General features: G+C 62.6%; 13 protein-coding genes. 6 read left to right on the top strand and 7 right to left on the bottom strand.

Annotated features, from left to right (window positions below; all coding sequences use genetic code 11):
- Positions 1-41 precede the first annotated feature (41 nt).
- Positions 42-503: a MaoC family dehydratase gene (locus M2343_RS05130; RefSeq protein ID WP_264575839.1), complete on the bottom strand. Its 462-nt coding sequence runs from the start codon at positions 501-503 to the stop codon at positions 42-44.
- A gap of 116 nt (positions 504-619) precedes the next feature.
- Here M2343_RS05130 and M2343_RS05125 point away from each other — a divergent pair, with 116 nt between their 5' ends.
- The 3 genes from M2343_RS05125 to M2343_RS05115 all read left to right on the top strand — a co-directional run bounded on the left by M2343_RS05125 (position 620) and on the right by M2343_RS05115 (position 2,653).
- Positions 620-1,081, top strand: coding sequence for an Rrf2 family transcriptional regulator (locus M2343_RS05125; RefSeq protein ID WP_181559598.1), 462 nt, complete (start codon positions 620-622; stop codon positions 1,079-1,081).
- On the top strand, positions 1,078-1,800 hold the full coding sequence (locus M2343_RS05120; protein WP_264575838.1) for a class I SAM-dependent methyltransferase: 723 nt from the start codon (positions 1,078-1,080) through the stop codon (positions 1,798-1,800). The genes M2343_RS05125 and M2343_RS05120 overlap by 4 nt, the downstream gene beginning before the upstream one ends.
- Positions 1,801-2,098: 298 nt before the next feature.
- A complete protein-coding gene (locus M2343_RS05115; protein ID WP_264575837.1) occupies positions 2,099-2,653 on the top strand; it encodes a hypothetical protein in 555 nt (184 codons plus the stop codon).
- A 189-nt stretch (positions 2,654-2,842) separates the two neighbouring features.
- Here the strand turns inward: M2343_RS05115 and M2343_RS05110 are convergent, their stop codons facing one another.
- The 4 genes from M2343_RS05110 to M2343_RS05095 form a co-directional block, all read right to left on the bottom strand.
- The gene (locus tag M2343_RS05110; protein ID WP_264575836.1) at positions 2,843-4,255 is read right to left on the bottom strand and encodes a hypothetical protein; all 1,413 of its coding nucleotides are present in this window, start codon (positions 4,253-4,255) and stop codon (positions 2,843-2,845) included.
- A gap of 39 nt (positions 4,256-4,294) precedes the next feature.
- Positions 4,295-4,666 (bottom strand): hypothetical protein, encoded by a 372-nt coding sequence (locus M2343_RS05105; protein WP_264575835.1) that lies wholly within the window; start codon positions 4,664-4,666, stop codon positions 4,295-4,297.
- Positions 4,667-4,689: 23 nt separating this feature from the next.
- Positions 4,690-5,787 (bottom strand): redox-regulated ATPase YchF, encoded by a 1,098-nt coding sequence (gene ychF, locus M2343_RS05100; protein WP_264575834.1) that lies wholly within the window; start codon positions 5,785-5,787, stop codon positions 4,690-4,692.
- Positions 5,788-5,938: 151 nt separating this feature from the next.
- On the bottom strand, positions 5,939-7,825 hold the full coding sequence (locus tag M2343_RS05095; RefSeq protein WP_264575833.1) for a PhoX family protein: 1,887 nt from the start codon (positions 7,823-7,825) through the stop codon (positions 5,939-5,941).
- A gap of 502 nt (positions 7,826-8,327) precedes the next feature.
- Between M2343_RS05095 and M2343_RS05090 the strand changes: the two genes are divergently transcribed.
- From M2343_RS05090 to M2343_RS05080, 3 genes are all read left to right on the top strand, one after another.
- The gene (locus M2343_RS05090) at positions 8,328-9,119 is read left to right on the top strand and encodes a class I SAM-dependent methyltransferase (protein ID WP_264575832.1); all 792 of its coding nucleotides are present in this window, start codon (positions 8,328-8,330) and stop codon (positions 9,117-9,119) included.
- Between the two features lie 183 nt (positions 9,120-9,302).
- Positions 9,303-9,491: a hypothetical protein gene (locus M2343_RS05085; RefSeq protein ID WP_264575831.1), complete on the top strand. Its 189-nt coding sequence runs from the start codon at positions 9,303-9,305 to the stop codon at positions 9,489-9,491.
- A gap of 160 nt (positions 9,492-9,651) precedes the next feature.
- On the top strand, positions 9,652-10,251 hold the full coding sequence (locus M2343_RS05080; RefSeq protein ID WP_264577495.1) for a septal ring lytic transglycosylase RlpA family protein: 600 nt from the start codon (positions 9,652-9,654) through the stop codon (positions 10,249-10,251).
- Positions 10,252-10,269: 18 nt separating this feature from the next.
- Here M2343_RS05080 and pth read toward each other — a convergent pair whose 3' ends face one another.
- Positions 10,270-10,839, bottom strand: coding sequence for an aminoacyl-tRNA hydrolase (pth, locus tag M2343_RS05075; protein ID WP_264575830.1), 570 nt, complete (start codon positions 10,837-10,839; stop codon positions 10,270-10,272).
- A gap of 27 nt (positions 10,840-10,866) precedes the next feature.
- Positions 10,867-11,490, bottom strand: a complete 624-nt coding sequence (locus tag M2343_RS05070; protein ID WP_264570246.1) for a 50S ribosomal protein L25/general stress protein Ctc — start codon at positions 11,488-11,490, stop codon at positions 10,867-10,869.
- Between the last annotated feature and the right edge of the window lie 48 nt (positions 11,491-11,538).

Below are 11,538 nucleotides of genomic sequence, written 5' to 3'. Positions count from 1 at the left end.
GATGTTGAGAGATCAATACATCTTGTGCAGCATTTGTCGCATCAGGCCTGCGGGCGGCGACGATGGAGCACGACGGAGACAAGGCTGAGCACTTCCTGATCGTCCTGATTGAGCAGGCGCGTGCGCCATTTGAGGATGCCCGTCTCCGGCCGGCTGCGCGATTCCAGCTTCTCGACCAGTTCGCTCGATCCGCGCAGCACGTCGCCCGGGAAGACCGGGCGGCGCCAGCGCAGTTCGTCCAGACCCATCGCGCCCAGGGCATTGGCCTGCCACCCGCCGCTATTCTGCCGCGCCCGCACCATGGCGCCCATCATCATCGCGCAGGTCTGCCAGCCGCTCGCCGCGAGCCGACCGAAATGCGTCTTGGCCGCCGCTTCCTCATCAAGGTGGAAGGGCTGCGGATCATAGCGCTCGGCAAAGGCGATCACTTCATCGCGATCCACTTCGAACGGGCCGAAATGCTCGGTGAGGCCAAGCTCGAGGTCTTCCCAATAATAGTCCATGTCTGTGCCTTCGGTTCAGGGATCGGATGGCTGTTTGCCTAAGCGGCGAGGGCAAGAAGGGCAAGCGGGGCTCATTTGGCTTGAACAGGGCGCGAATATGTAACATGATATATTGCATGAGTCGCAACAGCAGCAAATTATCCGGCGTGCTGCACGTCCTCCTCCACATGGCCGAGCAGCAGCGTCCGGTTACATCGGAGATGCTGGCCAGGATCATGCAGACCAACCCGGTGGTGATCCGCCGGGTCATGGCCGGCTTGCGGGACTCCGGTTATGTGCGCTCGGAAAAGGGCCATGGCGGGGGCTGGTCCATCGCCTGCGATCCGGCGGCCGTCACGCTGCTCGATATCTATCGGGCCATCGGGGCACCGCCGCTCTTCGCCATCGGCAATCGCAGCGACAACCCCGGCTGCGCGGTCGAGCGGGCCGTCAACGCCGCGCTCGATGCACCGCTGCGGCAGGCCGAGGCATTGTTACTCGACTCCTACGCCACCGTCACGCTCGCCAGTCTCAGCGCCGGCTTCCACCGTCTCTTGCCGTCCGATTACGGCGCCCAACACAGGATCGAAAATCCATGACCACGCACGACACCGCACCGGACGAGACGGTGGACCCGGGCATGTTCATCAAGGCCTTCGATGATCCGGCAGCCACGGCGCGCTATTGGGACGGCCCGCGCCGCTTCGTGCCGGGGCTGGATGCGCTGCACCGGATGACCGGACTGCTGCTTGACGAGCACGCCCCATCGGATGCGCGGGTGCTCGTGCTCGGCGCGGGCGGCGGCATGGAATTGAAGGCGCTCGCGGAGGTACAACCAGATTGGCGATTCGTGGGCGTGGACCCGGCCGGTGAAATGCTGAAACTGGCTGAACGGCAGCTCGGTCCGCTGATGGAGTGCGTCGAGCTGGTGCACGGGCTGATCGATGATGCGCCGGACGGGCCATTCGATGCGGCGGTCTGCCTCCTGACCCTGCATTTTCTCGATCCCACCGAGCGGACGCGCACCGTGCAGCAAATCCACCGCCGCCTGCGCCCAGGCGCACCCTTCGTCGCGGCCCATAGCAGCTTCCCGCAGGACGCGGAGACCCGCAATGTCTGGCTGGACCGCTATGCCGCTTACCCCAAGGCGATGGGCGCGGACCCGGCCGACACCGCCAAGGCCCGCGCCGCCGTCGCCGCCAGCCTCCACTGCCTCTCGCCTGAAGAAGACGAAGCCATTTTGAGAGCCGGCGGCTTTGCGGACATGGCGCTGTTCTACGCCGCCTTCACATGGCGGGGCTGGATCGGCCACGCCTGACAGCTCAATTAGTCCCTCCTCTCCAGGTGACCACTGCAGAAATCACGCCGATCCTGCGCGCCAACATCGCCCGCGAAACGACCTCGCCGCAGCCTAAGGCTGGGACGCCGCCGAAAAATCAGCGCTGGACGAAGAAGTCTTAGGACGCTTCTCTTTCGGACTCGACTCTTTCAGCGGTTTATGCGGCTTAGGAGGTGTGCTCAGCATCCGCCGAAGCACGTCATCCTCTTGCCGTTGATCGGTGTTGTCCATGCCCCTTTCTTATAGTCCCTTGAAGCCCGAAGGAGAAGCCTTCTGCATGACCTTGGGCCACATGCTGATTTTGTGGAATTCCACCGAAGCCACAATGCGGCTCTTGCTTTTCGGGATCGTTGATCCAGTAAGGCCAGGCTTCAAGACAGACGTTCTTATTGCTCACTTGCAAAACGTGGAAATCGTGGAATCTCTCACCGCGATGGCGGATGCCTTTGATGAACCTATGAAAGCCCATCTGAAGCACTGCGCAAAATTGTTCGACGCAAATAGGGTCTACCGAAATGACTTTGCCCATGACCCACTAATGATAGGCTGGAAAGAGGACGGATCGGCGGTCGCTATGACGCAGACCACGACAGCCAAAGGCGGCGCTCTTCGACGCGCACAGGGCGAAATCTCGCAATCGGATCTAGATCAATTTCTCAACCAGCTCGACGCATTGAAAAAATATATCAGCGATTTGGTGGCAGCGGTTTGGCAAATTCCAGATCACTTGCCTCTATCATCGCTCGAAATGCCGCCTCTGCCTGATAGGCTAGAGAGGCGCTATCTGAATCTAATAGAGCTTGCACGCCAGCAACAACCATCTGAGGGGTAATTTCAATCTCTTGTTCCGGCCTGTCGCCAGACCCTCTAGCGGCTTCATATTGCTTTGTTATGTATATAATCCCCTCTTGAGAGGAGGGGTTGGGGTGGTGCAGCAACCTCGCGGCGCATCACTGACTGTGCGATGCTCGCGCATCGCCACCACCCCCGGCCCCTCCTCTCAAGAGGAGGGGAGCTGATGTCAGCGCCCCAACGACAGTCGCGCGAACAGCGTGTAGCCCCAGGGATTATCCCCATAGACCGCATCCAGTGCGGCAGGCTTGGCGTAGAGATTGACGCTACCGCCAAGCGCAAGGTGGACCGGGCCATCGCCGATCGGCGTATTCCACGCATAGCCGGCCTGCATCTTGGTGACGCGGAACGGCACGTCGTGGAGCGGATCGTCATGATCGGGGATCAGCTCATCATTGGCGACATTCTCGACCCGGCCGAACAGGCTGTGGCGCGGCGTCAGATCGTAATTGATCTCGCCGAGCCAGGCGGTCAGCGTATCGCCAGGGTCGCGATTCTTGGCGGAGAAGGCCGCGGTCGCCGAGAGGGCGCCGTCCGCATAATGGACGCTCGCCGTGGTACGATGCTCGTTCTGGTCGCCATGAAGCGTCTCGGGATTTTTGAGGAAGCCATGGCTGACCTGCGCGGCCCAGTTTGGCGTGGGCGTCCAGCTCAGCCGCACCGACCAGCTATCGAGCTTGGGCGTCTCGATGCCCCAGCGCTCCTCATCCGGCTCACGCCCCCGGAAGGCCGAGCCTTCGAGCTGCCATTGCGGCAAGGCGACGCCCGCAGTCACCACGCCATAAGTGATATGGGTGGAATCGAACCAGTGGTGCGTGATCGGCGGCTCGGGATTATAATGCGCGCTCGCCCGGTGCATGAAGGCCGATGGCCCCAGCGCCGGCTCGCCGACCGGTCCGCCATAGAGGAAGACGCTCGCGCCGGGCGCGATGTCCACGTCCAGCCGCGCGGCCAGCTCCATGAAGAGATCGTGCGGATGCTGGCGGTCGACCAGCGCAGCGCCACCCGCCGTCTCGCCCGTGGCAAAGAGATTGGGGTAGCCCCGCGCTGACATGGTCGGCTCAAGGCTCAGCATCGAGCGGAGCGCAAGCCGCGCACCGCCCAAATCCCGCTCCGCCGCCAGCATCAGCATGGAGGTGGCGTAGACCAGATCGTCGCCGCGCGGCCCCTTGTGATCGGTGTAATTGAGCTGGACGTTGCCGTGCGCCATCAACATCCAGTCGCCGCTCATCGCATGAAGGCCGCTCATCGGGCCTTGTGCGGCCGGGAGCCGCGCCGTGCCGGAGCCATCGACATAAGGGAGGGCGGTGTCGGTGGGGTGGACGTGGTTCGGCGCCGAGGCGGGTGTTTCGCCATTGTGCTGGGCGTGATCCATGCCAGAATCCATGCTGGCATGATCCATCGCGCCATGATCCATGGTCGAATGGTCCATCGTCTCGCCGGCATTTTCGGCAGGCGGTGTCTCCGGGCTGGCGCTCTGGTGTCCTGCATGGTCATGGCCGGCCATCGGCGCCTGCGCGAAGAGGGCAACGGGCGAGGCTGCCGCGAGCAGGCTCGCAGCCACATTCAATCGAAAACTCATGATAAAAAAGTCCTGTCTGAAGCTGTTTGGGAAAAGCGTTCAGAGGACCTGTCGGGGAGGGGGCGTATCGGGCGAGCCCAGCCAGTCGGTCAGGCGGGCAGGGTTGGGGGACCAGTTCGCCTTGCCCGGCAGCAAGGACAGTCGATCGACCGGGCGGTAGCTCCGGCTGTCGATCGGGGCGACGCAGCCGATGCAATCATGATGCGCCACCGCCGGTTTGGAGCCATCCGGCACAGACGGCGCATGGCCGCTATGGGCAGCGTGATCGCCATGCAGCCCGGCAATCTCGGCGCTCGCATGGTGCGCGACGCCCGTCCCCTCGCTCCCCGGCGCGCATGCGCTGGCCTGCATCGCCGGCAAGGCCAGCAGCAGCGTCAGCAGTGCGCAGAGGAGTCGACGGGGGAACGACATGATGGCGGGGTTATCGCACCGATCTAGCTGTGAAGGAAGTGCATCACGTCGCCGTCCTGCACCACATAGGCCTTGCCCTCGGCGCGCAGCTTGCCGTTCTCCCGCGCCTTCGCCTCGCCGCCAAGCGCGATGAAATCATCAAAGGCGACGGTTTCGGCGCGGATGAAGCCCTTCTGGAAATCGCTGTGGATTTCGCCCGCTGCTTCCGGTGCGCTGGCGCCGCGATGGACCGTCCAGGCACGCGCTTCCTTGGGACCGACGGTGAAGAAGGTGATGAGGTGCAGCAGATCGTAGCCGGCGCGGATCACGCGGGCGAGCCCCGCTTCCTCCAGACCCATGGCCTCCAGAAACTCGGCGCGATCCTCGATCGGCATCGTGACGAGATCGGCTTCGATCGCGGCGGAGACCACCACGGCCTGCGCGCCCTCGGCCTTGGCCTTCTCGAACACGCGGGCGCTGAAGGCATTGCCTTCCGCTGCGCTCTCTTCCTCGACATTGCACACATAGAGCACGGGCTTGGAGGTCAGTAGCTGCGCCTGCTGGAAGATGCGCGCTTCCTCCTCGTCATTGATCTCGACGAGCCGCGCGGGCTTGCCCTCGCGCAGCAGATCGAGCGCGCGGCCGAGCACGGCGGCGGCGATCTTGGCTTCCTTGTCGCCGCCGGTCGCCTTCTTGGCGAAGGCCGGAACGCGCTTCTCGAGGCTTTCAAGGTCGGAGAGCATCAGCTCGGTCTCGACCGTCTCGGCATCGGCAATGGGATCGACGCGATTGTCGACATGCTGGATGTCGTCATTCTCGAAGCAGCGCAGCACATGCACGATGGCGTCCACTTCGCGGATGTTGCCGAGGAACTGGTTGCCCAGGCCCTCGCCCTTGGAGGCCCCGCGCACCAGGCCCGCGATATCCACAAAGGCCAGCTGGGTCGGGATGATCTTCTGGCTGCCGGCAATGGCCGCGAGCTTGTCAAGCCGCACATCCGGCACCGAGACCTGGCCGACATTCGGCTCGATGGTGCAGAAGGGATAATTGGCAGCCTGCGCGGCCTGCGTCTCGGTCAGCGCATTGAAGAGAGTCGACTTGCCGACATTGGGCAGGCCGACGATCCCGCATTTGAAACCCATGGAAATCTGTCCGTTCGATCTGGAAGCACGTGATCTGGCCCCTTAGCGCCCTGTCGCTGCCATGGCCAGCCGTCTCGACCGTAGCGCCCAACAAGAAAACCGCCGCGCCGGGGTGGGCGCGGCGGCGATGCATGGTCGGACCGTGAACCGGTCAGGCGCCGACAGGCTTGCCGTCCGTCCGGGTGATGACGACGGTCGAGGAGCGGGGCTGCTCGCCGGCGATCGGCCAGTTGCCGGTCGGGTGCTGGATGTTCACGAAGAAGGTCTTGAGATCCGGCGTATATGCCAGGCCGGTAATCTCGCAGCCCGTCGGGCCGACGAGGAAGCGTTTGCTCTTCTTGCTGGTCTGGTCGATGTAGAACATCGCATTGTGGCCCACGACCTGCTCGATGGTGACGCCGCTCGCGCCCGATGTGCCCGGCACGCTATGGTCTGTCTGCACCCACAGGCGCCCCTGCGGATCGATGCGGATGCCATCGGGGCTGGAGAAGGTGTCGCCATTGATATTGCCGACCAGATTGGTGCCGCCGGCTGCATAACCGGGGTCGCCGGCCAGCAGGAACAGATCCCAGGTGAAGCCGGTCGCCAGCGGAGAATCGCCACTCTCGCGGAACTTGAGGATATGGCCGTGGCGGTTGGTGACGCGCGGGTTCGCCGCATCCGTCACCTTGCGGCCGCTGTTGTTGGTCAGCGTCACGAAGATCGCCTTGCCATCGGGCGAGACCGTGATCCACTCCGGCCGATCCATCACGGTACCACCGGCAACCCGCGCGGCCGAGGCGCAATTGATCAGCACGTCGGCCTGACTGTTGAAGCTCACCGGCGTCGGCGCAGGGGCCGTCGTGAACTGGCTGACATCGCCTGGATCGGACGCATTGGCGACAAGGCCGTTCTGGCCCTGCACCAGCGCTTTCCACTCGCCCGAGCCGTCCGCATTGAACTTGGCGACATAGAGCGTGCCATAGTCGAGCAGGTTGCTGTTCGCCGCCCGGTTGGTGGTGCTGTAGGCCTGATCCGGCACGAACTTGTAGATGCAGCCCGGCGTCGAATCGTCGCCCATGTAGAAGGCCACGCGGCGATCGCTGTTGGTGAGGTGAGCGACATTCTCATGGCTGAACCGGCCCATGGCGGTCCGCTTGGTCGCCGGAGCCAGCTCCTGCAGCGGGTCGATCTCGACCACCCAACCATAATCCCGCTCGGGGCGCGTGGGGTCGAGATAATTGTCCGTCGTTTCCTCGCAGGTGAGGTAGGTGCCCCACGGCGTGCGACCGCTCGAACAATTGTTGAGCATGCCCTTGATCGTGCCGGACAGGAGACCGGCGGCCGGGCCCCCTGCGCGATAATTGGAGTTGCCGGTATAGCGCTTGTTATATTGCGAGCCGGCCTTCACCGCCCAGTTGCCATCGCTGCCCTTGGCGACTTCCACCACCCCGATGCCCACAGCCGAGAGGGCGAGCGCCTTCTGGTCGGCGGTGGCGGTGGCGGCATCGTAATTGCCGTTCATCAGAATGTTGAAATCGGGATATTCAAAGTTGATCGCCAGCAGGCCGCCCTTGTTGGGATCGACGCCCGACAGCTCGAAATATTCCATGCCGTCATGGTTGCCGCCGGCCCACTTCTCGGCCGTGGCAGGCGTCGGGAAGCTGCCGGCATAGCCGGTCACGCCGGTCTCGATGGCATCGCCTGCCTTCAGCAGGACCTTCACGTCATAGCCGGCCGGCACGGTGACCTTGTCGTCCTGGTTGGCGGCCACCGACGTGAACTCGATGGCGTAGCTGACCGCCGGCGTGGGCGTGGGGGTCGGCGTCGGGCTGGGTGTCGGCGTGGGATTGGGAATGGTCACCATCCCATCCTTGTCCTCCCCGCAGGCCGAGAGCATCGCCGCGACCGGGAAGATCGACAGGCCGAACAGCCCGTTCTTGATGATCGTGCGGCGCGAAGGATTGGCCTCGACAATCGCTTCCAGACTGTTGGGATTGGCCTCGTTAGACATCGCGGTCCGGTAGGGCGCGCGGGCTTCGTCGGTAAGATGTGACATGATTTCCCCTGATTTGGTTCCGCCACGGCTCGCGGAAGGTGCATTCGCCGCTCAGGCGGGGCCTGATCGCAGAGGTGCATGACATGATGATTGCGAGGCGATGGCACGGGGATGAAGATTGCAAGTCAGTTCTGTGACTTAGGGAGGTGAGAGATGGGGCTGAAAGGGGCGCCGACAGCTTAGAGGGCCCAAACTTGGTCATTCCCGCGCACGCGGGAATCCAGGCCCACGCTTACATTCGGGACCAACGCCCCAGCTCGATTTCCGAGTGCGCGGGAATGCCGAAACGCTGAGTGGCGTGGACAAAGTCAGGGACAGGTGACGTCCAGTCTCAAAAAGCGTGCAGGCAGGTCTGTACAGCTGATTTAGCGTGGGATGCGGTCGCGCACATTCAAGCAACCGGAGCTATCCGGCGACCACCAGCGCCGAGTCAAAATGACTGTAGGCAATACGCCCCTCCCTTGCTAGGCAGCCGCCGAACGACAGCGACTGAGTGGTGAATATGCTTGAAGAAGCCGGCTTGAATGTTGAGCGCACGGCGCAATCGCCGTATACCGCACCCCGGGTCATATCGTCCGCTGACGAGTGCTACTTTTATCATACTATGGATGTTCCCGGTCACGGCACTATCCAAGGCGAATGGGACCTTAGAGGTTCGGTAGACAAGTACCTCGGCCACTTTGACTTCAAGGGCAAGCGCGTACTCGATGTCGGCGCAGCATCCGGTATTTTAAGTTTTCACATAGAAAAACAAGGCGCCGACGTTGTCTCGTTCGATCTTTCGGAAACCTTCGATTGGGACATCGTGCCCTTCGCTGAAAATGACAACGAAGCCGCCCGAAGCGAGCGACGATCTCATCTGCGAAAGATCAATAACGGCTACTGGTTATGTCATAAGGCCTTTGGCTCGAAAGCGCGCATGGTGAACGGTGTGGTGTATGACATACCCCGATCAATCGGCCCTGTAGATGTGGCCGTTTTCGGCAGTATTTTGCTACACCTTCGCGATCCCTTCCTCGCATTGGAGAATGCGGCGCGATTGACTAAGGAGACGATTATCGTCTCAGACCTATCCCCATACGGTCGTGTCGCAAGCAAGTTTAAGAAGAACCCACGCTTTATGCCGAAAAGTGCTGATCCGGCAGGAATAAGCGACGGATGGTTCAGGCTTCCGCCTCTATTGGTTCAGGAGTATCTCGGCATCCTGGGTTTCAAGCGGTCCACTTTGAAGTGGAATAATTTTAAGTATGGCGAGCGCATCCGGCCAATTTATACGATCATAGCTCAAAGATGAATGTCCGTTCGGCAGGCTCGCTATCCCGTCAGTTTTGATGCCCGCTTCGCCTTCGCGTTCGGAATGGCAGCTTTCGTAGCAAATGGGCGGATAACGCCATGACCGATTTGAAGGGTTGATGAAGGATCGGCGAACGGCAATTTGGGCGTGGAAAGCGGTCATCGCAGTTGGTAGCGTGTCGGCATGACGTTGGACGACGAAACAACAAGAGCAACTGAGATGTTGCGCGGGAAGATCGTTAAGCGTGTCATTCGCCATAGAGAGAGCGAAGTGCTCATCGAGTTCGAAGATGGTTCGCGCTTCTTTGCTGATAGCAAGACATCGTTAGAGCTATCGATCACCATGCAAAATGACAGCTGGGACGACCGCTAAGTCGTCGTATCCGAACTGGCGGCGTCGCGACGGTAATGCCGGATAGCCGACGTTGCGCGAAAGCAGCCAGCTTGTGCCCGCCGCCCAGCACGCGACTCATCTCTTCACCGTGGCGGCGCAGTGGGTTAGGGGTAAGCCGATGCTTGCGATCCGCTCTTCCATGCCGCGCGCCCTGCCGGGGCGCTCTCTCTGGCTCGCGTTGCTTGTCGTGCCGGCCCTCGCCGGTTGCACCAGCAGCACCAAGTTCCGACCGGTCAGCGATACGCCGGAGCGCATCGGCCCGCCTTATGTGGTGCGCGGCGTCACCTACACGCCCGCCGATGATCGCACGCTGGACATGCTGGGCGATGCGAGCTGGTATGGCAGCGAATCCGGCAACCAGACCGCCAATGGCGAGCGCTTTGTGAAGCACGGCATCTCCGCTGCGCACACCACCTTGCCGCTGCCCAGCTATGTAGAGGTAACCGCGCTGGACACGGGCCGGACGATCCTGGTGCGCGTCAATGATCGCGGGCCGTTCGCGCGCAACCGGATCATCGACCTGTCGCAAGGCGCAGCGGAACTGCTCGGGATCAGGCAGCAGGGCACGGTGCAGGTGCGGGTGCGCCGGGTCGAGCCGCCCGACGCCGATCGGGCGCGGCTGCGGGCGGGAAAACCGGCCATGGCCCGGCCGGACGTGCCGCAACAGACACTGGCGCCCTGGCGTGCCCGTCTCGCGGCCTATCGCGCCGCGCAGGCGCAGAATGGCGGCAGCCGGTAATGGCGCCCGCGCCCGCTGTCAGTCCTGCAGGCGGCGCGCGACCTCGTTCATGAAGCGCACATCGTCGCCCGCAGCCAGCCATTCCGCCTCGCGCGACATGGCGCCGAGCAGGTCGGCCAGCGGATCGATCTCGATCTTTGCATAATTGCCGAGCACATGGCCGGTCACGCGGTCCTTGTCGCCGGGATGGCCGATGCCGATGCGCACGCGGCGAAACTCCTTGCCCAGATGCGCGTCAGTGGAGCGCAGGCCGTTATGGCCGGCAGTGCCGCCGCCGCGCTTCACCTTCATCTTCATCGGCGCAAGATCGAGCTCGTCGTGGAAGACGGTGACGTCCTCGACACCGAGCTTGTAGAAATCACAGGCGGCGCGAATGGCGCGCCCGCTCTGGTTCATGAATGTCTGGGGTTTGAGCAGCAGCACCTTGTGCGGGCCGATGCGGCCTTCGGAAACGAGGCCCTGAAACTGCTTCTTCCACGGCGAAAAGCCGTAGTCTGCGGCGATGACGTCCAGCGCCATGAAGCCGACATTGTGGCGGTGGAGCGCATATTGCGATCCGGGATTGCCGAGGCCAACCCAGAGTTGCACAGATGCGCTCCCCCCGCGCGGAGAGGCTTACGCCTCGCCGGCCTCTTCGCCGTCCTTCGTCGTGTCGCCTTCGCTCGACTTGAGCGCGGACGGAGCAACGATGGTGGCAATGGTGAAATCGCGATCGGTGATCGCCGGCTCGGCGCCCTTGGGCAGCTTCACCGCGCTGATGTGGATCGAATCGCCCACATCGAAGCCGGTGAGGTCAACCGTGATGCTGTCCGGAATCTCGGCGGCATCCACGATCATTTCCAGCTCGTGACGGACGACGTTGAGCACGCCACCGCGCTTGAGACCGGGAGCGGCCTCTTCGTTCTCGAACACCACGGGCACATTCACATGCACCTGGGCGTGTTCGGAAACACGCAGGAAGTCGGCATGGAGCGGACGATCCGTCACCGGATGGAACGCCACGTCCTTGGGGAGCGTGCGGACCTTCTTGCCGCCCACTTCGACCATGACGACCGAATTGAAGAAATGGCCCGTGCCGAGCAGCTTGTTGAGAAGCTTTTCCTCAACGTGAATCGACTGCGGCTCTTCATTATTGCCATAAATGACGGCGGGAACGCGGCCCTCACGGCGGAGAGCGCGGGAGGCTCCCTTGCCTGCCCGATCGCGTGCCTCGGCCGACAGCGTAAGCGTATCGCTCATGTGCGTGTCTCCAGAAGCTTAGTGCTAGAATCTCCGTCACGCCTCCAG

The sequence above is a fragment of the Sphingobium sp. B8D3B genome (assembly GCF_025961875.1).
Lineage (GTDB): Bacteria > Pseudomonadota > Alphaproteobacteria > Sphingomonadales > Sphingomonadaceae > Sphingobium.
The sequence above is the reverse complement of the archived record's forward strand: the minus strand, read 5'-3'. Positions and strand labels throughout refer to the sequence as shown.

What these genes read in the sequence shown, in the direction of transcription:
- M2343_RS05130 (WP_264575839.1), bottom strand. Translation starts at nt 503, where the DNA reads ATGGACTATTATTGGGAAGACCTCGAGCTTGGCCTCACCGAGCATTTC.
- M2343_RS05125 (WP_181559598.1), top strand. Translation starts at nt 620, where the DNA reads ATGAGTCGCAACAGCAGCAAATTATCCGGCGTGCTGCACGTCCTCCTC.
- M2343_RS05120 (WP_264575838.1), top strand. Translation starts at nt 1,078, where the DNA reads ATGACCACGCACGACACCGCACCGGACGAGACGGTGGACCCGGGCATG.
- M2343_RS05115 (WP_264575837.1), top strand. Translation starts at nt 2,099, where the DNA reads ATGACCTTGGGCCACATGCTGATTTTGTGGAATTCCACCGAAGCCACA.
- M2343_RS05110 (WP_264575836.1), bottom strand. Translation starts at nt 4,255, where the DNA reads ATGAGTTTTCGATTGAATGTGGCTGCGAGCCTGCTCGCGGCAGCCTCG.
- M2343_RS05105 (WP_264575835.1), bottom strand. Translation starts at nt 4,666, where the DNA reads ATGTCGTTCCCCCGTCGACTCCTCTGCGCACTGCTGACGCTGCTGCTG.
- ychF (WP_264575834.1), bottom strand. Translation starts at nt 5,787, where the DNA reads ATGGGTTTCAAATGCGGGATCGTCGGCCTGCCCAATGTCGGCAAGTCG.
- M2343_RS05095 (WP_264575833.1), bottom strand. Translation starts at nt 7,825, where the DNA reads ATGTCACATCTTACCGACGAAGCCCGCGCGCCCTACCGGACCGCGATG.
- M2343_RS05090 (WP_264575832.1), top strand. Translation starts at nt 8,328, where the DNA reads ATGCTTGAAGAAGCCGGCTTGAATGTTGAGCGCACGGCGCAATCGCCG.
- M2343_RS05085 (WP_264575831.1), top strand. Translation starts at nt 9,303, where the DNA reads ATGACGTTGGACGACGAAACAACAAGAGCAACTGAGATGTTGCGCGGG.
- M2343_RS05080 (WP_264577495.1), top strand. Translation starts at nt 9,652, where the DNA reads ATGCCGCGCGCCCTGCCGGGGCGCTCTCTCTGGCTCGCGTTGCTTGTC.
- M2343_RS05070 (WP_264570246.1), bottom strand. Translation starts at nt 11,490, where the DNA reads ATGAGCGATACGCTTACGCTGTCGGCCGAGGCACGCGATCGGGCAGGC.